The sequence below is a fragment of the Streptomyces sp. NBC_00597 genome (genome assembly GCF_041431095.1).
Classification (GTDB): domain Bacteria; phylum Actinomycetota; class Actinomycetes; order Streptomycetales; family Streptomycetaceae; genus Streptomyces.
The window spans coordinates 3,592,496-3,616,658 of the sequence record NZ_CP107757.1; the positions used below are offsets into that span (position 1 = coordinate 3,592,496).

The following is a 24,163-nucleotide window of genomic DNA, read 5'->3' on the forward strand; positions in this document are numbered from 1 at the left end:
CCCCGCTTCAGAGAAGCCCCCGGCTCCGGTGAACGCGAGCGGGGTCGTTACCTTCAGGGTTGGCGGCCGACGGGGTACATAAACGCTCCGGCGCCGGTGACTTCCGTGAGCGGCGTGCTGGCGGGCGCGGGAGTGTGGTCGGCGTCGCTCGACGCGCTGCGGTAAACGGCGCTGAAGGCGAGGGCGACCATGCCGAGGCCCATGACGAAGGCGAGCACCCAGGCGACCGGGCGCAGCCAGCGCGAGCGGCCCCGGTAGGGCCTCAGGGCGCCGCCGTAGGCCCCGTACGGGCCTTCCGGGTAGCCGGCGGGGCCGTGTTCCCATCCGGGTTCGTCGATGCCGTAACCGTCGGGGCGGCCGTAGCCGTAGCCGTCGTGGTCGTCGTCGGACGTCCAGCCTCCGGCGACGGCGCGGGCGGCTTCCGCCTCGGCGCGTGCCCGATCGGCGGCCCGCTGGCGCTCCGCGGCACTCGGTTCATGAATTTCGGCGTTCCGGACGAAGTCCTCGTCGAACACCACGGAGGCGAAGTCATGATCCGCGCCTCCGCGGTCGTCGCTGTCGGGCTCCCCGTCGTCCGGGAACTTGCCCCCCACGTCGTCCGGCACAGCAACAGCCTAGACCTGGGGGGCTGCTTTGGGCAGGGTGTCAGCCGAAATCCGGCCACCCGGTGTTTACTGTCCGACTACCGAACGTGTCCGTCGCCGGTGACGATGTACTTGGTGGAGGTGAGCTCCGGCAGGCCCATCGGGCCGCGGGCGTGCAGCTTCTGGGTGGAGATGCCGATCTCGGCGCCGAAGCCGAACTGGCCACCGTCCGTGAACCGGGTGGACGCATTTACGGCGACGGTGGTGGAGTCGACCAGCTGGGTGAAGCGGCGCGCAGCGGCCTGCGAGGTGGTCACGATCGCCTCGGTGTGGCCGGAGGTCCAGCGGCGGATGTGGGCGACCGCGTCGTCGAGGGAGTCCACGACACCGGCGGCGATGTCGTAGGAGAGGTACTCGGCGGCCCAGTCCTCGTCGGTGGCGGGCAGCGCGGTGGCCTTGGAGTCCTTGGCGGCAGCGAGGACCCGGTCGTCGCCGTGGACGGTGACGCCGGCGTCGGCGAGGGCGTCGAGGGCGCGCGGCAGGAAGGCGTCGGCGATGTCGCGGTGGACGAGGAGGGTCTCCGCGGAGTTGCAGACGGAGGGGCGCTGGGCCTTGGAGTTGACGAGGATGTCCACGGCCATGTCGAGGTCGGCCTGGGCGTCCACGTAGACGTGGCAGTTGCCGGTACCGGTCTCGATGACCGGGACGATGGACTCCTCGACGACGGTCTTGATGAGGGAGGCGCCGCCGCGGGGGATGAGGACGTCGACGAGGCCGCGGGCGCGCATCAGCTCGCGGACGGAGTCGCGGGACTCGCCCGGGACGAGCTGGATCGCGTCGGCGGGCAGCCCCGCACTCTCGACGGCGTCGCGGAGGATCGTGACGAGGGCGGTGTTGGAGGCGTAGGCGGAGGAGCTGCCGCGCAGGAGGACCGCGTTGCCGGACTTGAGGCAGAGGGCGGCGGCGTCGACGGTGACGTTGGGCCGGGCCTCGTAGATGATGCCGACGACGCCGAGCGGGACGCGGATCTGGCGGAGGTCGATCCCGTTGGGGAGCGTCGAGCCGCGTACGACCTCGCCGACGGGGTCGGGGAGCGCGGCGACGTCGCGCACGTCGGAGGCGATGGCCGCAACGCGTTCCGGGGTGAGGGTGAGGCGGTCGATGACGGTCTCGCTGGTGCCGGCGGCGCGGGCCTTGTCGGTGTCGACGGCGTTGGCGGCGACGATCTCGGCGGTACGGGCCTCCAGGGCGTCCGCGATGGCCAGGAGCGCGGTGTCCTTGGCGGACCGCGGGAGCGGGGCGATGGCCGCGGCGGCGGTGCGGGCCGCTTGCGCGGTGGCGATCACGGGCGAGACGGTGGCGTCGAGCGAGGTCATGCCGCCCAGGGTAGTCCCCGGCCCCGCCCGGGCCGACGGGGTTCCATCCCGCGAGACGCCCGCCCCGGACGGGGTCCGGCGCCGCCGCGACCGGCCTCCGGCCTCGGTGGTGCGTCTCGCCGCCGGCGGGCACCGGGCGGTGGGCGGGTCCCGATGGGGGTCCTGCGGGGCTTGGTCCCCTACCCGCCCTTCGCCCGTTCCCCGGGCTCCGCCCGGACCCGTCCCCGGGGCTCCGCCCCCGGACCCCCGCGCCTCGAACGCCGGCGGGGCTGGATCCGGCTGCGCGGGCAGGTCAGCCCGGCGCAGCGGCCCGAAGCGCGCGGAGCGGTGCGGGGCGCGCGTTCAGTAAGGATGCACGCCCACGGGGTGGGCCGGCGGGGGGCCGTAGCCCTCTGCCACGCGCAGGTGGTAGGTGGCTCGGTCGATGACCTCCAGGCCGACGATCTCCCACGGCGGGAGCTGGGCCGAGGAGCGGTGTTCGCCCCACAGCCGGAGGGCGACGGCCGCGGCGTCGTGGAGGTCGCGGGCCTCCTCCCAGTACCGGATCTCCGCGTGGTCGTCGGCGTACCTACTGGTCAGCAGGAAGGGGTGGTCATGGGCCAGCTGTTCCAGCCCGCGCCTGACCTCGGACAGCGGCGCCGGCTTGCCCGAGACGCTCAGGGTGACGTGCCAGAGGCGGGAAGTTTCTTCCTGCTCGTCCCCGCCGCCGCTGATGCTGGTCAGCGCTCGTCTCACCAGCCGCCTCCTGTCTGCGCCATGCCTGTCCGCCCTTCACAGTTGACCAGTCCCCGGCCCGCCGCGCGGCGGTTTTACCGAACCTCAGCCCTCCAGCAGGACCAGATCGTCGCGGTGTACGACCTCGCGCTCGTACTCCGGTCCGAGTTCCTTGGCCAGCTCCCGTGTGGAGCGGCCGAGGAGCTGCGGGAGTTCCTTGGCGTCGAAGTTGACCAGCCCGCGGGCGACGGCGCGGCCGTCGGGCCCGCGCAGTTCCACCGGGTCGCCGGCGACGAATTCGCCTTCGACGGCGGCGATCCCGGCGGGCAGCAGGGAACTGCCGCGTTCGGTCACGGCGCGTACGGCGCCCTCGTCCAGGACCAGGTGCCCCTGCGGGGTCGAGGCGTGCTGGAGCCAGAGCAGCCGGTCGGCCGAGCGCCGGCCGGTGGCGTGGAAGTGCGTGCCGGTCGCCCGTCCGGCCAGGGCGTCGGCCGCCTGGCTGGCCGAGGTGAGGACGACCGGGATGCCGGCGGCCGCCGCGATCCGGGCGGCTTCGACCTTGGTGACCATGCCGCCGGTGCCGACGCCCGCCTTGCCGGCGCTTCCGATGGAGACGTGCGCGATGTCCTCGGGTCCGCGCACCTCGTCGATGCGGGTGGTGCCGGGCAGTGAGGGGTCGCCGTCGTAGAGGCCGTCCACGTCGGACAGCAGGACGAGGAGGTCGGCTCGGACCAGGTGGGCGACGAGGGCCGCGAGCCGGTCGTTGTCACCGAAGCGGATCTCGTCCGTGGCGACGGTGTCGTTCTCGTTGACCACCGGCAGGGCGCCCATGGCCAGCAGCTGGTCCAGCGTCCGGTAGGCGTTGCGGTAGTGGGCCCGGCGGCTGGTGTCGTCGCTGGTCAGCAGCACCTGGCCGACGCGTACGCCGTACCGGGCGAAGGAGGCGGTGTACCGGGCGACCAGCAGCCCCTGGCCGACGCTGGCGGCCGCCTGCTGGCGGGCCAGGTCAGTGGGGCGCCGGCGCAGGCCGAGCGGGGACAGGCCCGCGGCGATGGCTCCGCTGGAGACGAGGACGATCTCCTTCTCGCCGCCGCTGCGGGCCTTGGCCAGTACGTCGACCAGGGCGTCCACCCGGTCCGCGTCGAGTCCGCCGGCCGCCGTGGTCAGGGAGGAGGATCCGACCTTGACCACGATCCTGCGGGCGTCCACGACACCTTGCCTAGCCGCTGACACGTCTGTCCCCTTGCCCCTTGCCGGTACGTCTGCCACCTCAATCTACGGGGTGGTGTGCGGCGCCCGCGCAGGGGTTTCAGACGGTGGACGCGACCGGCGGGCTCAGCCGGCGGACCCGCTGCGGGCCGGCTGCGGTTCCTCGGCCTGCGCGGCGGCGCCCGGGACGAGGATCTTGCGGGACAGCAGGAAGGTGAACGGGATCGCCACGACGGCGGCGACGAGCGGGGCGATCCGGGTGTCGAGCCCGGCCCAGGTCACCAGGGCGTAGAGCCCTGCGGACTGGATCACGTAGTTCGTGACGTTCGTCAGCGGGAAGAGGAGGAACTTCTTCCAGGTGGGCTTGGTCCGGTAGGTGAAGTAGGTGTTCATGAAGAACGAGCCGACCATCGCGAGCAGGAAGGCGAGGGTGTAGGCGAGGAAGTACGGCATCCACGGGTGCAGCAGCAGGTAGATGCCGAAGAAGGTGCCGGTGTTCACGGCTCCGACGAGGCCGAAGCGGAGGATCTGGCCGAGCTGGCTGCCCATGGTTCAGCGCACCTCGCGCTCGGCGGCGACCGTCAGGCGCGAGTCGGACAGGCCGCCGCGCTCGCGCTCCGCGGTGCGGACCCCGGCGGCGTCGGGACGGGCCTGGGGGTCTGCGCCGTGCGCCTCCTTCACGAGGAAGTGCGGGCGGCGCTTGGTCTCGTAGTAGATGCGTCCGATGTACTCGCCGATCAGACCCAGCATGACCATCTGAACGCCGCCGATGCCGACGATGATCGCGACGAGGGTCACGTAGCCGGGAGCGGTGACGCCGTGGGTCATGGCCATGATGACGATCCACAGCGCGTACAGGGCGGCCAGCCCCACCAGCGACACGCCGGCCCAGATGCCGATCCGCAGCGGCCGGTTGTTGAAGGAGATCAGCCCGTCCATGGCGTAGTTCAGCAGGGCGCCGAACTTCCACTTCGTCTCGCCGGCCTCGCGCTGGGCATTGCGGTAGTCGAAGTGGACGGTGTCGAAGCCGATCCAGGAGAAGAGGCCCTTGGAGAAGCGGTTGTACTCCGGCAGCGAGAGCAGCGCGTCGACGGCCGGCCGGGACAGCATCCGGAAGTCGCCGACGCCGTCGGTGAGCTCCACGTCGACCCAGCGGTTGACGCCGCGGTAGTAGAGGCGGCTGAGGGCGGAGCGGACCTTCTTGTCGCCCTCGCGGGTGCGGCGGGCGATGATCTGGTCGTGGCCCTGCCGGTAGTAGTCGAGCATGGTGGCGATGAGCTCCGGCGGGTGCTGGAGGTCGGCGTCCATGATCACGACGGCGTCTCCGGTGGCCTCGCGCAGGCCGGCGAGCATGCCGGCCTCCTTGCCGAAGTTGCGGCTGAAGGAGACGTACCGGGTGTGGTCCCCGTGTTCGGAGGCGATCTTGCGGAGTTTGGTGAGTGTTCCGTCACGGCTGCCGTCGTCGACGTAGCAGACCTCGTACTCGACGGGCAGGGAGTCCAGGACCCTGCGGATCTCCACGTCGAAGCTGTCGATCACGGCTTCTTCGTTGTAGCAAGGGACTACTACGGACAGCTTCGTCATGAACACTTCCTGCTGGGTCCGAACGGGTGATTGTCGGCGACCGGACCCGCCACACACCTCTTCCTTAGAAGTATGCACGCCGAGGGTCGGCCTGCCGGATCCGAGCGCGGCACACGGTAGCTTTGACGGGTTAAGCGGAATGGAACGAAGGGATCGAGGTGCACGTGCCTGACGTCTCCGTGGTCGTCATCGTCTACAACGACGCAGAGCGTCTGCCGACAGCCGTCCAGTCGGTTTTGGACCAAACCCTGCACGGGGTCGAAGTCGTGATCGTCGACGACTGCAGCAAGGACCGGTCATATGCGGTCGCGCAGGAGCTAGAAGCCGCACACCCGGACAGGGTGCGCGCCTTCCGGCTGCCCGAGAACAGCGGCGGCTGCGGCGCGCCGCGCAACCACGGCATCCAGCAGGCCACCGGCACGTACGTCATGTTCCTGGACAGCGACGACGTGCTGGAACGAAACGCCTGCCGGAACATGCTGGCCGCCGCCGAGCGGACCGGTTCCGACCTGGTCTCCGGCATGTGCGTCCGCGTGCACCTCGACAACCGGTGGGGCAAGACCACCGAGTGGTACCCCTGGATCTACTCGCGCACCCGCACGCTGGAGTCGATCACCGAGGACCCGGACCTGCTGGTCTACGACACCCTCTCCACGAACAAGTGCTACCGGCGCGCGTTCCTGCTGGAGCAGGGCCTGGAGTTCCCGGTCGGCATCCACTACGAGGACCTGCTCTTCTCCGCGCAGGCCTACGTCGCCGCCCGCCGCATCACGCTGATCCCGAACCACGTCTACTACTGGAACGTGGTCGAGAAGGCCGCGTCGAAGTCGATCAGCAACCGGCGCCACGAGATCGCGAACTTCGTCCACCGGATGGAGATCCACCGCCGCGTCGACGAGCTGCTGGCCGCCAAGGGCCACACGGCGATCAAGTCCGCGAAGGACGCCAAGTTCCTCAAGCACGACCTGGTGCTGCACCTGCGCGACCTGCCCCTGCTGGGCGACGCGTACCGCCAGGAGTTCGCCCGCCTCGCCAACGGCTACCTGGCCGGCATCGACCCGGCCGCGTACGAGAACGTCACGTTCCTCCAGGCGATCTGCGCCTACCTGCTGGGCAAGGAAGACTGGGACAACCTGCTCCCGGCCGCCGACGCCATGACCAACAAGGGCCGCCTGTCCTCGCCGCTCGCCGAGCGCGACGGGCGCGTCTACTGGTGCGCCGCGCACATCGACGACCCGGACGACGCGGAGGCCCGTCGGATACTGGACGTCACCGATCAGGGCTTCCACACCGCCCCGCTCGGCTCCCTCGCACTGGGCAACCGCCTGACCTCGTACGAGGACGACGGGCGCGGTACCGTCACGCTCTCGGGCACCGTGGTGAACCCGCTGGGCCGGATCAGCCCGGAAGCGGAACTGGAGGCCACGCTGGAGTTCCGGGCCCGCCGGCAGATCGGCGTGAGGTCTTTCAGCTTCCCGGTGGCAAGCGTGCGCCACGCCGGTGACACGATCGAGTGGACCGGCACGGCCGACATCGGCAGCACCGTGCGCCCCCTCGGCATCATCGACGCCGTCTGGGACGTCCGACTGAAACTGAAGGCCGGCGGCGACCGCCTCACCACCCGCGTCTCCGTCGGCGGGGTCGACATGGAGTCGGCGGCCCGCCTGCGCGTGCGTCCGCGGCTGACCAGGCTGGTCTCCGACCGCTTCGAGCCGGAGGTCACCAAGAAGGGCAACCTCTCCTACGTCCTGACCGCCGAGGGCGCCGCAGCCGTCCGCACGCAGACCCTGATCAGCAGCGCGATGCACGGCAGGGCCGCCGGCGTCGTCAAGCGGGGCCTGCGCAAGGCGCTGCGGGCCCGCCGCAACCTCGGCTCGGGCGAGCAGAAGGTGAAGGTCTACCACGAGATCTTCTCGAAGCTGCCGGTCAAGAAGGGCACGGTCGTCTTCGAGAGCCACATGGGCAAGCAGTACAGCGACAGCCCGAAGGCGATCTACGAGGAGATGGTCCGCCAGGGCGTCCCGTTCGAGGCGATCTGGTCGTACGCGGGCGGCAAGCCCACCGGCTTCCCCAAGGACGCCACCCTCGTGCGCCGCTGGAGCTGGCCGTACCTGCGCGCGCTGGCGCAGGCCGAGTTCTGGGTCGACAACCAGGGCTTCCCCCTGGCCCTGACCAAGCGCGAGGGAACCACGTACATCCAGACCTGGCACGGCTCCGCGCTCAAGCGCATGGGCTTCCACGAGCCCCGCACCAAGGCGCAGGGCAAGGCCGGCCAGGACAAGTTCCAGGCGGCCGTGAACCGCTTCGACCACTTCCTGATCCGCTCCGAGCACGACGCCCGCACCCTCGCCAAGGGCTTCAGGCTGCGCGACGAGGTGCTGCTGCGCACCGGCTACCCGCGCAACGACGCCCTGGTCGAGGCGCAGCGTGCCGAGGCGCAGAGCGGGGAGCGGGTGCGCGGGTCGCTCGCCGCCGAGCTGGGTCTCGACCCGGAGAAGAAGGTGCTGCTGTACGCGCCGACCTTCCGGGCGACCGCGGACGGCGCGGTGGAGGGCTTCGAGTTCCCCTTCGACGTCGAGGAGTTCGCCGAGCGGCTCGGTGACCGGTTCACCCTGCTGGTGCGCACCCACTACCTCAACAGCGTCTCGCTGCCGCCGTCGGTCGCGGGCCGGGTCGTCGACGTGTCCCGGCACCACGACATCACCCCGCTGCTGGCGCTCGCCGACGGGCTGATCACCGACTACTCGTCCGTGATGTTCGACTACGCGGTCATGGACCGGCCGATGCTGTTCTTCGCGTACGACTACGAGAAGTACGCGACCGACATCCGCGGCACGTACTTCGACCTGAAGGAGAAGGCGCCCGGTCCGGTGGTGGCCACGGCCGACGAACTCCTCCAGGCCCTCGCCGCCTTCGACGAGGCGGACGCCAAGTACGCCGAGGCCCGGCAGCGTTTCCTCACCGAGTTCGGCGAGTACGACCGCGGGGACGCGGCCCGCCAGATCGTCGAGAAGTTCTTCACCAGGAGCGGCAAGTGAGCCAGCAGACCGCCGATTCCGCAGCGGACACCGACCGGCCCGGCGGCCGTGACGTCTTCATCGTCTCCAACAGCGTGGACGAGCTCGGCGGCGTGACGACCTGGTCGCACCAGATGGCCCGGCTGTTCACCGACCGCGGGCACCGGGTGCACATCGTGGGAATCGCCCCGGTCGCCGAGGAGATCCGGCAGAAGCTGCCGCAGGACCTGCCGTACGCGATGACCACCCTGTACGAGGCGCACCCGCCGAAGGCCCGCCGCCTGCGCGGGATCAAGGGTCGCCTCAACGCACCCGAGCGGCGCCGCCAGGCGGCCCGGCGGGCGAAGATGCGGGCGAAGGCGGAGCAGCTGAACGAGCTGTTCCGCGCGGCCCGCCCCGGGGCCGTCGTGATCGTCACGCAGGTCTGGGCGATGGAGTGGGTGGCGCTCGCCGACACCAAGGGGCTCAGCGTCATCGGCATGAGCCACGAGTCGTTCGAAGCCAGCCAGAAGTCCACCCGCGGCAACCGGGTCCGCCGGTACTACCCGGAGGTCGACCGGCTGCTGGTGCTGACCCCCGAGGACGCGGACCTGTGGATCCGGGCCGGCATGGAGAACGTCGGCAGCATGCCGAACCCGCTGCCGTTCATGCCGGACTCTCCCGCCCCCCGTTCGGAGAAGGTCGTCGCCAGCGTCGGCCGCCTCGCGTTCGAGAAGGGCATGGACCTGCTGCTCGACGCGTGGGCCGACGCCGCCCCGCACCATCCCGACTGGGTCCTGCGGATCTACGGGGCGGGTGTGGAGGAGCCTGCGCTGCGGGCGCACGCCGCCACCCTCGGGCTGACCGACTCGGTGCAGTGGATGGGCAGCACGGACGACGTGCTGGGCGCGCTGCGCGGGGCCTCGGTCTTCGCGCAGGCCTCGCGGGCCGAGGGCTTCCCGATCACCTTGTTGGAGGCGATGGCCGCGGGCGTGCCGGTGGCCGCGTTCGACTGCGCGCCGGGCGTACGGGAGATCGTCGAGCACGGCGAGGACGGGCTGCTGGCCCGGCTGGGCAACACGATGGAGCTGGCCGGGCACCTGCGCGTGTTGATGGCGGACCGCGAACTGCGCGACCGGCTCGGCGACAACGCCTTCCGCAACGTGCAGCGCTACTCCAGCGCCGAGATCACCGACCGCTGGGAAGAGCTGTTCACGTTCTTGGAGCGCTGAGCCCCGGGGCGCTGAGCCCTCCCCCGCGTACGCAGCCGCCCGCCCCGGAACGTGTCCGGGGCGGGCGGCTGCGTGTGTGCGGTGTACGCGCTCAGCGCGCGACGTGGGGCAGCTCGCCCTTGCGGTTGGCCTCCCAGCCCGCCCAGGCCGAGGTGATCATCTCGCGGACGTCGTGCTTGGCCTTCCAGCCCAGCTCCGCCGCGATCTTGTCGGCCGAGGCCACGACCTTCGCCGGGTCTCCGGGCCGCCGCGGGACGACGACGGGCTCGTGCGCGTGCCCGGTGCCCTCGTTCAGCAGCTGCGCCATCTCCCGTACGGAGACGCCCTCGCCGCGGCCGATGTTGACGGTGAGGTCCTTGTACTCCCCGGTCGCGCCCCACTCGACGAGCTTGCGGGCCGCCACCACGTGGGCCTCGGCGAGGTCCTCGACGTGAATGTAGTCGCGGATGCAGGTGCCGTCCGGGGTCGGGTAGTCGTCGCCGAAGATGCGGGCGCCCTCGCCCTTGTCGAAGCGCTCGAAGACCATCGGGACCAGGTTGAAGACCCCGGTGTCCGCGAGCTCGGGGGCGGCCGCGCCCGCCACGTTGAAGTAGCGCAGGCAGGCGGTGGAGATGCCGTGCGCCTTGCCGGCGGCGCGCACCAGCCACTCGCCGGCCAGCTTGGTCTCGCCGTACGGGCTCAGCGGCGCGCACGGGGTCTCCTCGGTGACCAGTTCCACGTCGGGCATGCCGTACACGGAGGCGGAGGAGGAGAAGAGGAAGTTGCGGACGCCGGCGGCGGCCACCGCCCCCAGCAGGACCTGCAGGCCCTCAACGTTCTCGTGGTAGTAGTACAGCGGCTTCTCGACGGACTCGCCGACCTGCTTCTTGCCGGCCAGGTGCACCACGCCGGTGATCTTGTACCGGAGGATGGTCTCGTCCAGGTTCAGCCGGTCCAGGACCGAGCCGATCACCAGCGGGACGCCCTCCGGGACGCGGTCCTGGTTGCCCGTGGAGAGGTCGTCGTAGACGACGACCTCCTCACCTGCGGCGACCATCGCGCGGACGACGTGGGAGCCGATGTAGCCGGCGCCACCAGTGATCAGAAAAGTCATGCGTACCTCCCTGGGGACCCCGGACCGAGTCCGGGGGCCTGTCCGAAATCTCAGGCGACCTTGAGGGTCGCCGGCTGTCTCACTCCGATCCGCGGCCTGCCCGGGCCCGGTGGAGACGGTTGCGTACGAGGCTCAGCGCGCCCGCGGCACCCGGCGCGAGCCTCAGGGCCAGTGATCCCCCGCCCGTGCGGAACGGCTGCGCCAGCAGAACACCGTACCTGCTGCTCGGCAGCGCCCGGCGGCGCAGGAGGTCGTCGAGGGGGCGCGGAGAGGTGAGCAGGGAGCTCCCTTCGGCGAAGTCCACGCCCACCTGGACCCCCCAGGACTGCATGCCGCGGCGGCCCCGGCGGCGCCCGGCGGCAGCCACGCCGGTGAGCCGGAACGGCAGCTCGGCGGTCCAGCCGTCACCGTCGGCGGCGACGCGCAGCTCCACCGGCCTGTCCAGGACCGGCTCGCCGCCCGAGCGCGGCACGAAGCTCAGTCGGGCGGTGCGCGGTCCGGCCTCGGCGAGACGCCCGTACAGGTCGCGCACCCGGATCCGGAGCCGGCCGGCGCCGAGGGGTTCGGCGTCGATGCTGACGGGCAGTTCGGCCACCGGCAGCCCGTCCAGCCCGTCCAGGACCACCGGGAGCCCCTCGCTCCACACGGGCAGCCCGTCGGGGCCGGTCGCGTACGGGGGCAACAGCCGCGGCGGCTCGGCGGCGAAGCGGGTGAGCCGCTCCACGTCGGCGGGCGGGGCCGGGGCGGCCCGCAGCAGCCGGACGATCCAGCGGGCGTGCGCCCCGGCGGCCTCGACCGCGGCCTCGTCGAACCCGGCGACGTAATCGCGGGTCAGCGTCCACCAGGCGGCCTGGTACTCGGGGTCCTTGCCGAGCTCGCGCAGGTACATGCGCAGGTCGTACTCCAGGAACTTCACCTGGCAGGCGAGGCCCAGCTCCGGGGAGGACCCGGTGATGATCCGGCGGGCCGAGCGGTGGGCCTCGATCCGGGAGCGCCAGTTGCCCACGTCCTTGCGGTCCAGGGAGATGGACACCTGGGCGGCACTGCGGCGCACGTGCCAGACGTAGACGAGGTCGCCGATGACGGCGATGCGGGGCGCTGCGGCCAGCACGCGCGCGGTGAAGACGAAGTCCTCGTAGACGAACCGTCCGTCGGGAAAGCGGATGGCGTGCTCGTCCAGGAACGCCCGCTCGTAGAGCTTGTTGACGCAGAGGGTGTCGCGGACCAGCTCGGGCCGGTCGGCGGGCCGCTCGATCACGTCGCCCGCGGTGTAGAGACCGGGCATCCAGGGCACGTCGTGGTACTGGGGCAGTTCACGCCGTACGCACGCGCCGACGGTCACCGGCGCGCGGTGCTCCTCGGCGGCGCGCACGAGGGCGTCGGCCGCCCCCGGGGGCAGGACGTCGTCACTGTCGAGGAAGAGCACGTACGGCGAGGTCGCAGCTGCGATCCCGTCGTTGCGCGGCGTACCGCATCCGCCGCTGTTCTGCGTGCGGTGCACGACCTTGAGGCGGGGATGGACGGCGGCCAGCTCGTCCAACACCCGCGCGGTGCCGTCGGACGAGGCGTCGTTCACGGCGATCACCTCGGCGACGACCGGGCCCTGGGCGAGGGCCGACGAAACGGCCTCGCCCACGAGCACGGCGTCGTTGTACGCGATCACCACGACGGAAACGCTGGGAGTGTTGGTGCTGCTCACCCCTGGGATCCTAGGCGACCCGCGTAAACATCACTTCAAGCCCGCCGTCCGGGCCCGCCGAACGGCGAAACAGCAGATCAGAACGGCCGGAACTCGTCGTACTCCTGCTGCGCCGAGTCCCCGCGCTTGGCTTCCTTCTCCTTGCGGCGGGTGGTGGCCGGACGCGGAGCCTCCAGGCGGTGGTCCTCACCGCGGCGGCCCAGCATCTCGGCGCCGGCCATCATGGTCGGCTCCCAGTCGAAGACGACCGCGTTCTCGTCGGAGCCGATGGCGACGCCGTCGCCGGCGCGGGCGCCGGCCTTCTTCAGCGCGTCCTCGACACCGAGGCGGTTGAGGCGGTCGGCCAGGTAGCCCACGGCCTCGTCGTTGTTGAAGTCGGTCTGGCGGACCCAGCGCTCCGGCTTCTCGCCGCGCACCGTGTAGACGTCCTCGACCTCGTCGTACGTGACGGTGAAGCCGGCGTCGTCCACGGCCTTCGGGCGGATGACGATACGGGTCGCCTCCTCCTTCGGCTTGCGGGCGCGCGCCTTGGCGACGACCTCGGCGAGGAAGTACGAGAGCTCCTTGAGGCCCGTCCGGGCGACCGCGGAGACCTCGAAGACCTTGTAGCCGCGGGCCTCCAGGTCCGGGCGGACCATGTCGGCGAGCTCCTGGCCGTCCGGGATGTCGACCTTGTTGAGGACGACGAGGCGCGGACGCTTCTCCAGGCCGCCGCCGTAGATCTTGAGTTCTTCCTCGATCACGTCGAGGTCGGCCACCGGGTCGCGGTCGGACTCCAGGGTGGCGGTGTCCAGGACGTGCACGAGGACCGAGCAGCGCTCGACGTGGCGCAGGAACTCCAGGCCGAGGCCCTTGCCCTGGCTGGCGCCCGGGATCAGGCCGGGGACGTCGGCGATCGTGTAGACGGTAGAGCCGGCCGTGACGACGCCCAGGTTCGGGACGAGGGTGGTGAAGGGGTAGTCCGCGATCTTCGGCTTGGCAGCGGAGAGCACCGAGATCAGCGAGGACTTGCCGGCGCTCGGGAAGCCGACCAGGGCCACGTCGGCCACGGTCTTGAGCTCCAGGACGATGTCGCCCGTGGTACCGGGGACGCCGAGCAGCGCGAAGCCGGGGGCCTTGCGGCGGGCGGAGGACAGCGCGGCGTTGCCGAGACCGCCGCGACCGCCGTCGGCGGCCACGTACGTGGTGCCCTGGCCGACGAGGTCGGCGAGGACGTTGCCCTCCTTGTCGAGGACGACGGTGCCGTCCGGCACGGGCAGGACCAGGTCCTGACCGTCCTTGCCGGAGCGGTTGCCGCCCTCGCCGGGCTTGCCGTTGGTGGCCTTGCGGTGGGGGCTGTGGTGGTAGTCCAGCAGGGTGGTGATCGCCTGCTCCACCACCAGGATCACGTCGCCGCCTCGGCCGCCGTTGCCGCCGTCGGGGCCGCCGAGCGGCTTGAACTTCTCCCGGTGAACGGAGGCGCAGCCGTGGCCCCCGTTACCCGCGGCGACATGCAGCTCGACGCGGTCCACGAAGGTGGTCATGGTTGTTCCTCCAGATACATACGGGAATGTCCCAGGCAGGCCTTGCTGCCCATTAAACGTGTCTCTGTACCAACGCGCCGAGGGCGGACCTCTCTTCCCGGCTTGCGCCGGGAAGAGCTGAGATCCGCCCTCGGGAAGTTACGTACCGCTGATCAGCAGGAGCTGGATCAGGCGGCCGGAACGATGTTGACGACCTTGCGGCCACGGTGCGTGCCGAACTGCACGGCACCCGCCTGCAGCGCGAACAGCGTGTCGTCGCCGCCACGGCCGACGCCCGCGCCCGGGTGGAAGTGCGTGCCGCGCTGGCGGACGAGGATCTCACCAGCGGAAACGACCTGACCGCCGAAGCGCTTCACGCCGAGCCGCTGAGCATTGGAGTCGCGCCCGTTCCGGGTGGAAGATGCGCCCTTCTTGTGTGCCATGTCTCAGTCCCTCTTACTTCGCAGCCGCGGGGATACCGGTGACCTTGATCGCCGTGTACTGCTGGCGGTGACCCTGGCGACGGCGGTAGCCGGTCTTGTTCTTGTAGCGCAGGATGTCGATCTTGGCGCCCTTGTGGTGGTCCACGATCTCGGCCTGGACCTTGATCCCGGCCAGCACCCACGGGTCGCTGGTCACGGCGTCGCCGTCGACAACGAGCAGGGTCGAGAGCTCGACCGTGTCGCCAACCTTGGCAGTGGAAATCTTGTCAACCTCAACGATGTCACCAACAGCAACCTTGTGCTGGCGACCACCGCTGCGCACGATGGCGTACACGCGGATCTCTCTCTCACTCGGGACGGATGCTCCTGAAGCCAGCCGCTCAGGCAGGCCCCTCTTCAAGACGGGGACCGCACAGATCCGGATTGGACGAGCGGCCTCTCCCGCGGGCGGTGCCCGGCCGGAGGAAGGTGCTCAGGAGCGCGACGCGCACTAGACGTAACCATCTAGGACATGCCGACGGTCTAGGTTACGGGGCCGGTTCCGGAGGGTCAAACCGGGCCCCGTGCGGCCGTGGACCCCGCCTCTCGGCGGGGTCCACGGCCGGGTGGGCGGATCAGGCTTCGGTCGGAGCCGAGACGGACGGCTGCGACTGCTGCTCGGCCGCCGCGGTCTTCTTCGTCGCCCGCTTCGCCACGGTCTTCTTGGCCGTCGCCTTCTTCGCGACGGTCTTCTTGGCGGCCGTCGCCTTCTTCGCGACGGTGGCCTTCTTCGCCGGGGCCTTCTTGGCGGCCGTCTTGCGGACCGCCTTCTTGGCCGGCTTCTCGGCCGGGGCGTCGGCCTCCTCGGCCTCGGCAGCCTCGACCGGAGCCGGGGCGGCCTCGGGCTCGGCGGCGGGGGCCTCGACGACCAGCACGGCCGCCTCCGCCGCGCCTGCCGGGGAACCCGCGGGTGCGGTGGCCTTACGGGTGGCACGCCGACGCGGACGGGCCGGTGCGGCCTCCGCCACGGGGGCCTCGGGGGCCTCCTCGGCAGCCGGGGCGACGGGCTCGGGCTCCGCCGGGGCGACGGGCTCCGGGGCGGCCTCCACGACCGGCTGCGCCTCCGCCTGCGGGGCGGTCCCGGCGACCGGGGCCGGGGCCGTCGCCTTGCGGGTGGCGCGGCGACGGGTACGACCCTTGGGGGCCGCCTCGACGCTCTCGACGGCCTCGGCGGTCTCCACGGCCTCGGCGACGACCTCGGGGGCCGGCTCCAGCACCGTTTCGGCCGGCTCGGTCACCGGCTCGGCCTCGACGACCGGCGCGGCCGGCTCGGCCTCGGCGGCCGGAGCCGCCTGGGCTGCGGCGCCGCGCGGGGCACCCGCCGGGGCGGTCGCCTTGCGGGTGGCACGGCGGCGGTTGCGGCGGCCGCTCAGACCGGCCGCGGCCTCCGCCTCCGCCGGGCTGCCGTAGAGCTCCTCGTCCGCGGCGAACGCCGGCTCGGGCAGCGCCACCGGCGCGGCGAGCTCGGCGGCCACCTCGGCCTCGGTCTCGGCTTCGAGGGCCTCGACCTCCACGGTCTCGACGCCCTCGATCTCGTGGTCGTGCTCGTGGCCGCGGCCACCGCGACGCTTGGCGCGCTTGCCGTTGCCACCGCCGCCGACCGCGGTCGGGGTCTCCATGTGCACGATCACACCGCGCCCGTTGCAGTGGACGCAGGTCTCGGAGAAGGACTCCAGCAGGCCCTGGCCCACCCGCTTGCGGGTCATCTGGACCAGGCCCAGCGAGGTCACCTCGGCGACCTGGTGCTTCGTACGGTCGCGGCCCAGGCACTCCAGCATGCGCCGCAGGACCAGGTCGCGGTTCGACTCCAGGACCATGTCGATGAAGTCGATGACGACGATGCCGCCGAGGTCGCGCAGCCGCAGCTGGCGCACGATCTCCTCGGCCGCCTCCAGGTTGTTCCTGGTGACGGTCTCTTCGAGGTTGCCGCCCTGACCGGTGAACTTGCCGGTGTTGACGTCGATGACGATCATCGCCTCGGTCTTGTCGATCACGAGGGAACCGCCCGAGGGCAGCCACACCTTGCGGTCGAGCGCCTTGGCGAGCTGCTCGTCGATCCGGTACGTCGCGAAGACGTCGACCTCGGAGGTCCAGCGCGACAGCCGGTCGGCCAGGTCCGGGGCCACGTGCGAGACGTAGCCGTGGATGGTCTCCCAGGCGGTGTCACCGCTGACGATGACCTTCGAGAAGTCCTCGTTGAAGATGTCGCGCACGACGCGGACGGTCATGTCCGGCTCGCCGTACAGCAGGCTCGGCGAAGAGGTCGAGATCTGCTTCGACTTCTTCTGGATGTCCTCCCACTGGGCCTGCAGACGCTCGACGTCGCGGCGCAGCTCGTCCTCGCTCGCACCCTCGGCGGCGGTGCGCACGATGACGCCCGCGTCCTCGGGGACGATCTTCTTGAGGATGGTCTTCAGGCGGGCGCGCTCGGTGTCGGGCAGCTTGCGGCTGATACCGGTCATCGAGCCCTCGGGCACGTAGACCAGGTAGCGGCCGGGCAGCGAGACCTGGCTGGTCAGGCGGGCGCCCTTGTGGCCGATCGGGTCCTTGGTGACCTGCACCAGGACCGACTGGCCGGACTTGAGGGCGGACTCGATGCGGCGCGGCCCGTTGGCCATGCCGAGCGCCTCGAAGTTGACCTCACCGGCGTACAGGACGGCGTTGCGGCCCTTGCCGATGTCGATGAAGGCGGCCTCCATGGACGGCAGCACGTTCTGGACCTTGCCCAGGTAGACGTTGCCGACGTACGAGGTGGCCTCTTCCTTGTTGACGTAGTGCTCGACGAGCACGTTGTCCTCAAGGACGCCGATCTGGGTGCGCTCGCCGGCCTGGCGGACGACCATCACGCGCTCGACGGCCTCGCGGCGGGCCAGGAACTCGGCCTCGGTGATGATCGGGACGCGACGGCGGCCCTGCTCGCGGCCCTCGCGGCGGCGCTGCTTCTTCGCCTCCAGACGGGTCGAGCCCTTGATGGACTGCACCTCGTCGGACGGCTCGGCCTTCTCGCGCGCCGGGCGCGGCTCGCGGACCTTGACGACGGTGCGTACGCCGTCCTCCTCGCCCGCGGCCTCGGCAGAGGTGTCGGCGGGCTCACCGCTGCGGCGACGACGGCGACGGCGACGACGGCTGGAGCTGGAGCCCAGGGCGCCGGCCTCCTCGGCCTCGTCCTCTTCCTCGTCGAGCTCGGCGGCCTCCTGCTCGGCGGCCTCCGACTCGGCCTCGTCCTCGTCCTCGGCGGACTCGTCCAGGTCGGCGGCCTCGCCGCGGCGACGGCGACGGCCACCGCGACGGCGCCGGCGGGACGGGCGCTCGCCCGTCTCGTCGCCCTCTTCGAACTCGGCGGACTCTTCGTCGAGCTCGGCGGCCTCGGCCTCGGCCTCGCCCTCCATCTGCTCGACGTCGGCCAGGGAGACCGGCGCGGACTCGGCGACCGGAGCGGCCTCGACGCCGCCGCGGCCGCGGCGGCGGCGACGGCCGGCCGGCTGCGCGGCGGGGGCCTGGACGGCCTCGACCTCGGCCTCGGTCTCGTCCTCCTCCTCGGCCTCTTCCGCCTCGACGGCTGCGGCGGCGGCCGCGGCGGCCATGGCGGCGGTCTCCGGGGTCTGGAACATCGGCTCGGTGAAGACCGGGGCCTGGAACACGGCGACGGCGGGGCGCGTGGCGCGACGGGCGGCCCTGGACGGAGCCGGGGCGGCGGGCTCCTCGGCCACGGGCTGCGCCGGGGCGGCGGCCTGGGCTGCGGGGGCGGCGGCGCGGGTGGCGCGGCGGCGGCCGCCGCGCTTCGGGGAGTCCACGGCGTCGGCGACGGTGACGGTGGCCTTCGGGGCGGCGGCCTCCTCCGCGACGACCTCGGCAGCGGGGGCCTCGGCAGCGGTCACGGCGCGGGTCGCACGGCGACGGGCACGCGGCGCCGGGGCAGCGGCCTCTTCGACGACAGGAGCAGCCGGAGCGGCCGGAGCAGCAGCCTCGACCACGACCTCGGCGGTGGCCGGAGCCTCCGGAGCAGCCACGGCGCGGGTCGCACGACGACGGGCACGCGGCGCCGGAGCAGCCGCCTCCTCCTCCACGACAGGAGCAGCCGGAGCAGCAGCCTCGACCACGGCCTCGGCAGCGGGGGCCTCGGCAGTGGTCACCGCGCGGGTGGCACGGCGACGGGCACGCGGCGCCGGAGCGGCGGCCTCCTCGACGACCGGAGCGGCCGGAGCAGCAGCCTCGACCACGACCTCGGCGGTGGCCGGAGCCTCCGGAGCAGCCACGGCGCGGGTCGCACGACGACGGGCACGCGGCGCCGGAGCAGCCGCCTCCTCCTCGACGACAGGAGCAGCCGGAGCAGCCGGAGCAGCAGCCTCGGCAGCGGGGGCCTCGGCAGTGGTCACCGCGCGGGTGGCACGGCGGCGGGTACGGGCCGGGGCGGCGGCCGGAGCGGCCTCCTCGGCAGGGGCGGCCGGAGCGGCCTCGGTCAGCTCGGCGGCAGCGGTCGCGCCGGGCGGGCCGGCGGGCCGGGACGCGGCGCGGCGACGCCTGCGCGGAGGCAGGTTGTCGCTCGGGCTGCCGCTGTCGGCGCCACCGGTGGTGTTGTTGGTTTCGTTGTTGAGCATGCGGGCGGTTCTCCCGTCACGCTCCCGGGCGCCGCGGCTGACTTCCGGTCCGGCACGGCCCCGCGCGATCAGCGCGGACCCGGCCTCCGGGGCGCGTTCGCCACACGGGAGCTGTAGTCCATGGCCGCCGGTTCCGTACGTCTTGTCCGTACGGCCTGGCGGAAGTCTTCAGGTCAGTGCGCGGCCCGACCCAGGTGGCTCCCGAGTGCCAGGGCTGCGCGACGACGACGATCCCTACGCGGCGGGACCTTCCGGCGCCTTCGCGTCGGCGGCTACGGCGGCCGTGGGTGGGGCGGCCGTGACAGCCTCGCGGTCGGGCGCGAGCGGGTCGGTCACCGTGCCGGACTCCTCGTCGAAGAGCCCCTGCGCCAGCCTGGTCATCGCTGCGGGGACCGGCGGCGCCAGGTCGGCCACAGCTCGGAGACCGGACAGGACGTCGTCGGGTCGCACGGCAGGTGTCAAATGCCGAACAACCAGCCGCAGTATCGCACAGGCATTGTCCAGCGGCCTATCAGCCGGGGCAGGAACCGACTCAAGGCTCACCACGGCACCGCGGGTGTCGAAGGTGCGCATGCCGTTCTTGGTGCGGCGCTGCACCTCCACGGTCTCGGCGGCGAGGAAGGCTTCCACCGCCCGCTCGGCGTCGGCGCCCTGCACGCCCTCCAGCCGCAGCTCCCACACGGAGGCGGTCAGCCGGTCGGCGAGCCCGGAGGTGCGGGCCTCGACGGCGTCGATGATGTCGAGCCCGAGCGGCATGGACTCGTCGAGCAGCTCGCGGAGCTTCTCCGGGTCGCGGGCATCGGCGAGGGCGATCTCCAGGTACTCGGCCTCGCTGCCGGTGCCGGTCGGCGCGGCGTTCGCGTACGACACGCGGGGGTGCGGGGTGAAGCCCGCCGAGTACGCCATGGGCACCTCGGCGCGGCGCAGGGCCCGCTCGAACGCGCGCTGGAAGTCTCGGTGGCTGGTGAACCGGAGGCGGCCGCGCTTGGTGTAGCGCAGTCTGATGCGCTGCACCACCGGTGCGGGGGGCGGGCCTTCGGGCTGTCGCTTGCCCAGTGGTTCTTCTCCTTGTGCGGGGCTCCGCGGCTCGCGCGTCGCCCTGAGGTCTGGTGAGCCTGCGGCCCACGCCGTGCCCTCCGGCTCACCCCTGCCGCTGGGGCAGGGCGCTCTCGGGGGCGGGCGTGTTGTCCACGGCTGTCGTACTACCCAGAGTACGCGCCCGTGACCTCACCGGTTCCCGGCCGGGGCCCCCGAACAGCACCTTTCGCACCTCGGCCCGGACCTCGCGGACGGTCGACCGGACGGTGCGCCACACCTCTCGTACGACATGTCCGACCGGTGTCAGCACGTGCCGGTACACCTGCGACACGGGCCACCCCACCAGCACCCATCCGACCAGTCGGACCGCCCGCCACACGGCCCGCACGATCCGCCCGGCGACGTGCCAGGCCCAGACGAGCGCCTGCCCGAGCGGCGCGAGCACGTACCGGTACGCCCCGAACCCGACCGGCCGCAGCAGGTACCGCCAGACCACGGCTCCCGACCACGCGCACGCCCGCCCGACCGGGGTGAGCACGTACCGCAGGACGAGCCCGGCCAGCCACAGCAGCCCCCGGCCGACGGGCGCGAGCACGTACCGCCACAACCCGACCCACGGCCAGACGAACAGGGCCATGCCGAGCGCCCACGCGGCCCACGCCACCCCCTTGGCGAGCGGCGCCAGCAGGTACCGCATCCCGCCGCGCCCGATCCAGGAGAGCGCCTCGCCGAGCGGACGCAGGAGGTACGCGTACAGCAGCCGGCCGCCCGGAGCGAGCAGGTGGACGTACAGCGGCTCCAGGACGAACCGCCACGATCCCACCCACGGCCAGACGAACACCAGCTTGAGCAGCACCGTCAGCACCCAGCCGGTCGCGCGGAGCACCGGCTGGAGGACGTACACGGAGAACGGCCCCAGCACGTGCCGGTGCACCGCCCGCCCGAAGGCGACGAGCAGATCCCAAACCACCCGTACGGGCAGTACGACGATCAGCGCCACGATCTTGACGGGTACCCGGATGACGCCCACGAGGCAGCCCTCACCAGGGTCCGAGGGCTGCCGCTTGTCGAGTTCCATACCCGTAAGGACACCCGAAACCCCCCGACCGTTGCGGCGGGGGCGGTCAAATGGCCACGCCCCCCACCCTTTCCGGTGGGGGGCGTGGCCGAGGTGCGTGCGCCGTCAGCCGCGGGTCACTTCACGACCGTCAGCGGGAGCAGCTTCTGGCCCGTGGGGCGTGTCTGGATGTGCGTGTCCATCTGCAGGCATACTCATACAGGGCTATATCGGCTTTTCACCTTCGCATCGCTCGACGCACGACCCGCCGCAATCGCTGCCACACGCCGACAGGAGCTGACTGCCCAGCGATCCCGATGGCTCCGCGCCGGGGACGCGGTACAGCCTCCACATACAAGGGGGTCGCCACGATCAACCTGTGCTGCCACACCCCGGGAGGGAAGTTGCACAACACTCGGGCGTGGCCGTGAAGGTGCGCGGGCCCTTCGTACTCGGTCAGAAGCATGTCGTAGGCAGAACGCGCAGCGAACTCCTTGTCGCGCCGGCTCGTGGAATCAAGGTCATCCGGCAATGACGTATCTCCTTGCCCTTCCCTCTCGACCAAGGCAGCGGCTAGATCATGCAGCCAGTCAGACCCAGACCCCATTCGCGTCGGTGGAGCCTCAGTCTCGGTCAGGACGTGCTGCCGTGAACCACAGAGGATGACCTGAACACCAGCGCAGCTGTCGTCACCGTGCCTCAGCGCACACGACGGGTCTTCAATCGACATGAACGTGTACACACCTCTGTCGATGAGTCCCCAGTCCCGCACCCTGGGCCCATGCTGGAAGAACCCTGTGAACTCAAGCCAGTCATAGGCGGTGAGCGACTCGCAGGAGTCCGGGAAGCTCGTGTGCGCCTCACACTTGGCACTGACGTGATCAAGCACCTGCTGTAAGCGCTCCCCCAGTGACTCTTCAACGGATGGGGATTCACCCACCGCCAGGCGCATACCCGCGCCGAGCGCTGACACTTCTGCCTCCACCGCCCGACCGGAGAACCCACCACCCCTCTCGGGCAGGAACTCTGCGAGCTTCGCACTGGACAGGTACAGCAACTCCCTCATGCCGCCTCCAGGGCCCCAGAACCAGCCCACCAGGCAGGCGGGCTGGGTGAGCATTCCCGAACACGCGCCGGACTCAACCAGTTGGACGGTTCACCGCGACCAAGGACCCTGATGTGTGTTTCCATGCAGGAAACAACGAGACAAGACTATATTCAATCTATACTCTCCGTAACCATGAAGACGTACGACATCGAGAGCGAGTGGACTGCCTCGGACCTGGACCTCCTGGAGGACCTGAAGCGGGCGGAGGCTCTGCTCCCCGAGGACGCTCCGCGCGCACTCCTCTCCGTCCGCCTGTCCGTACTTACGGAAGACACGACATCGCCGGTGCTACAGGAACTCGGCCTACGTCTCCTGGCCAGGGAGAAGGGGTATCGCGTCGTCGGCGTCGCCTCCGATCTCAACGTGTCGGCGACGAAGGTTCCGCCGTGGAAGCGGAAGGAACTCGGAGAGTGGCTCAACAACCGGGCCCCGGAGTTCGATGCTCTGCTCTTCTGGAAGCTCGACCGCTTCATCCGTCGCATGACGGACCTGTCCACGACGATCGAGTGGTGCGAGCGGTACGGGAAGAACCTCGTATCGAAGAACGACGCGATCGACCTCAGCACGACCGTGGGCCGGATCATGGTCACGCTCATCGGCGGCATCGCCGAGATCGAGGCGGCGAACACGTCGACCCGCGTCACGTCACTGTGGGACTACGCGCGCACGCAGGACTCATGGCTCGTCGGGAAGCCGACCTACGGCTACGTCACGACGAAGGCGGACGGCAGGCCGGCGCTCGCCATCGAGCCGAGCGCACACAAGGCACTGCACTGGGCCCGACGCATGGCGCTCCGGGGCGTCTCCGCCCGACGCATGGCCCTCTGTCTCGTCCGCTCCGGTCTCATGTCGACGGGGCTCACGACGTCGACTCTCCTTCGCCGCCTTCGTAACCCCGCACTTATGGGCTACCGGGTCGAGGAGAACAAGGAGGGCGGGAAGCGACGGAGCAGGCTCGTCCTCGGCAACGACGGCAAGCCGATACGGGTCGGCCCCCCGATCTTCACCGAGGAGGAGTTCGAGACCCTTCAAGCGGCACTCGATCGCCGGGGCAAGAGCCAACCCACTCGGCAGGCGGGCGGAGCGACGCAGTTCCTCGGCGTATTGATCTGCGTCGACTGCTCGACCAACATGACCGTGCAGAAGAACATGAGCAACGGCCGGAGCTACACCTACCTGCGCTGCGGCAAGTGCAAGGGCGGCGGGCTCGGCGCACCCAACCCGCAGGACGTCTACGACGTCCTCGTGGGCGACGTGCTGCGCGTCCTCGGCGACTTCCCCGTCCAAGTCCGGGAGTACGCGAAGGGAGCCGAGGCACGCGCCGAAGTGAAGCGGCTCGAAGATGCCATCTCCTATTACATGGCGGAGCTCGAACCAGAGGGCCGCTTCTCGAAGACGCGGTTCACTCGCGAGCGAGCGGAGAAGACGCTCGACAAGCTCACGGAAGAGTTGAATGCCGTCGATCCCGAGACCACGCAAGACCGTTGGGTCCTCGTGCACAACGGCAAGACCTTCCGGGAGATGTGGGAAACGGGCGGCATGGAGGCCATGGCTGAGGACCTGCGCCGCGTGGGCGTCACGTGCGAGGTGACCCGTAAGAAGGTCAAGGGGGTGCGCGCCCCGTCCGTACACCTGCGGCTCAAGATCCCGCGCGACGTCCGCGAACGCCTGGTCATCAAGGGCGACGACTTCGCCGCAACGCTCTGACGAGGGAGCAGGGACAGACATCTCCGGGCCCGGGTTCCGGATGGGAAGACTCCCCCGCTCCTTCTGGGAGCGGACACCGTAGCTCCTGCCGTTCAGCGACGGTAGAGCTGGCCACTCCGTGAGGAGCCGCGATCCCGAGGGGCTCGCAGGGACGTCGAGGACATCCCGAAGCGCAGGACGGTAC

18 protein-coding genes are annotated in these 24,163 nt (G+C 71.1%); 3 read left to right on the plus strand and 15 right to left on the minus strand.

Annotated features, from left to right (window positions below; genetic code table 11):
• Nucleotides 1-53: 53 nt before the first annotated feature.
• From OG974_RS16020 to OG974_RS16045, 6 genes are all read right to left on the minus strand, one after another.
• Nucleotides 54-605 (minus strand): hypothetical protein, encoded by a 552-nt coding sequence (locus OG974_RS16020; protein WP_327283393.1) that lies wholly within the window; start codon nucleotides 603-605, stop codon nucleotides 54-56.
• A 77-nt stretch (nucleotides 606-682) separates the two neighbouring features.
• Entirely contained in the window at nucleotides 683-1,960 is a 1,278-nt protein-coding gene (locus OG974_RS16025) for a glutamate-5-semialdehyde dehydrogenase (protein WP_327283394.1), read from the minus strand.
• A 342-nt stretch (nucleotides 1,961-2,302) separates the two neighbouring features.
• Nucleotides 2,303-2,695, minus strand: coding sequence for a hypothetical protein (locus OG974_RS16030; RefSeq protein WP_371643496.1), 393 nt, complete (start codon nucleotides 2,693-2,695; stop codon nucleotides 2,303-2,305).
• Nucleotides 2,696-2,779: 84 nt separating this feature from the next.
• Nucleotides 2,780-3,907 (minus strand): glutamate 5-kinase, encoded by a 1,128-nt coding sequence (proB, locus tag OG974_RS16035; protein ID WP_327283395.1) that lies wholly within the window; start codon nucleotides 3,905-3,907, stop codon nucleotides 2,780-2,782.
• Between the two features lie 102 nt (nucleotides 3,908-4,009).
• On the minus strand, nucleotides 4,010-4,432 hold the full coding sequence (locus OG974_RS16040) for a GtrA family protein (protein ID WP_327283396.1): 423 nt from the start codon (nucleotides 4,430-4,432) through the stop codon (nucleotides 4,010-4,012).
• Between the two features lie 3 nt (nucleotides 4,433-4,435).
• Nucleotides 4,436-5,467 (minus strand): glycosyltransferase family 2 protein, encoded by a 1,032-nt coding sequence (locus OG974_RS16045; RefSeq protein WP_327283397.1) that lies wholly within the window; start codon nucleotides 5,465-5,467, stop codon nucleotides 4,436-4,438.
• A 158-nt stretch (nucleotides 5,468-5,625) separates the two neighbouring features.
• On the opposite strand from OG974_RS16045, the gene OG974_RS16050 reads away from it, so the two are divergent.
• Both OG974_RS16050 and OG974_RS16055 read left to right on the plus strand, forming a co-directional pair.
• Nucleotides 5,626-8,505, plus strand: coding sequence for a bifunctional glycosyltransferase family 2 protein/CDP-glycerol:glycerophosphate glycerophosphotransferase (locus OG974_RS16050; protein WP_327283398.1), 2,880 nt, complete (start codon nucleotides 5,626-5,628; stop codon nucleotides 8,503-8,505).
• Nucleotides 8,502-9,695 carry a glycosyltransferase gene (locus OG974_RS16055; RefSeq protein ID WP_327283399.1) on the plus strand — a complete coding sequence of 398 codons (1,194 nt, stop codon included), beginning with the start codon at nucleotides 8,502-8,504 and terminating at the stop codon, nucleotides 9,693-9,695. Before OG974_RS16050 ends, OG974_RS16055 begins: the two co-directional genes overlap by 4 nt.
• A 91-nt stretch (nucleotides 9,696-9,786) precedes the next feature.
• On the opposite strand, the gene galE is transcribed toward OG974_RS16055, so the two are convergent.
• From galE to OG974_RS16100, 9 genes are all read right to left on the minus strand, one after another.
• Nucleotides 9,787-10,788: a UDP-glucose 4-epimerase GalE gene (galE, locus tag OG974_RS16060; protein ID WP_327283400.1), complete on the minus strand. Its 1,002-nt coding sequence runs from the start codon at nucleotides 10,786-10,788 to the stop codon at nucleotides 9,787-9,789.
• 79 nt (nucleotides 10,789-10,867) lie between these two features.
• Nucleotides 10,868-12,487 (minus strand): glycosyltransferase family 2 protein, encoded by a 1,620-nt coding sequence (locus OG974_RS16065; RefSeq protein ID WP_371643499.1) that lies wholly within the window; start codon nucleotides 12,485-12,487, stop codon nucleotides 10,868-10,870.
• 77 nt (nucleotides 12,488-12,564) lie between these two features.
• Complete coding sequence (gene obgE, locus OG974_RS16070; RefSeq protein ID WP_327283402.1) at nucleotides 12,565-14,010, minus strand: GTPase ObgE; 1,446 nt, start codon at nucleotides 14,008-14,010, stop codon at nucleotides 12,565-12,567.
• A 167-nt stretch (nucleotides 14,011-14,177) separates the two neighbouring features.
• Nucleotides 14,178-14,432, minus strand: a complete 255-nt coding sequence (gene rpmA, locus OG974_RS16075; RefSeq protein ID WP_008738950.1) for a 50S ribosomal protein L27 — start codon at nucleotides 14,430-14,432, stop codon at nucleotides 14,178-14,180.
• A gap of 13 nt (nucleotides 14,433-14,445) precedes the next feature.
• Nucleotides 14,446-14,766 (minus strand): 50S ribosomal protein L21, encoded by a 321-nt coding sequence (rplU, locus tag OG974_RS16080; protein WP_008738952.1) that lies wholly within the window; start codon nucleotides 14,764-14,766, stop codon nucleotides 14,446-14,448.
• A gap of 280 nt (nucleotides 14,767-15,046) precedes the next feature.
• On the minus strand, nucleotides 15,047-19,069 hold the full coding sequence (locus OG974_RS16085) for a ribonuclease E/G (RefSeq protein ID WP_371643501.1): 4,023 nt from the start codon (nucleotides 19,067-19,069) through the stop codon (nucleotides 15,047-15,049).
• Nucleotides 19,070-19,303: 234 nt separating this feature from the next.
• Nucleotides 19,304-20,083: a TIGR03936 family radical SAM-associated protein gene (locus OG974_RS16090; protein ID WP_371643503.1), complete on the minus strand. Its 780-nt coding sequence runs from the start codon at nucleotides 20,081-20,083 to the stop codon at nucleotides 19,304-19,306.
• Nucleotides 20,084-20,210: 127 nt separating this feature from the next.
• A complete protein-coding gene (locus OG974_RS16095) occupies nucleotides 20,211-21,185 on the minus strand; it encodes a hypothetical protein (protein ID WP_327283405.1) in 975 nt (324 codons plus the stop codon).
• Between the two features lie 217 nt (nucleotides 21,186-21,402).
• A complete protein-coding gene (locus OG974_RS16100) occupies nucleotides 21,403-22,230 on the minus strand; it encodes an SAVMC3_10250 family protein (protein ID WP_371643505.1) in 828 nt (275 codons plus the stop codon).
• A 174-nt stretch (nucleotides 22,231-22,404) separates the two neighbouring features.
• Between OG974_RS16100 and OG974_RS16105 the strand changes: the two genes are divergently transcribed.
• Nucleotides 22,405-23,979, plus strand: a complete 1,575-nt coding sequence (locus tag OG974_RS16105; RefSeq protein ID WP_371643507.1) for a recombinase family protein — start codon at nucleotides 22,405-22,407, stop codon at nucleotides 23,977-23,979.
• Nucleotides 23,980-24,163: the final 184 nt, after the last annotated feature.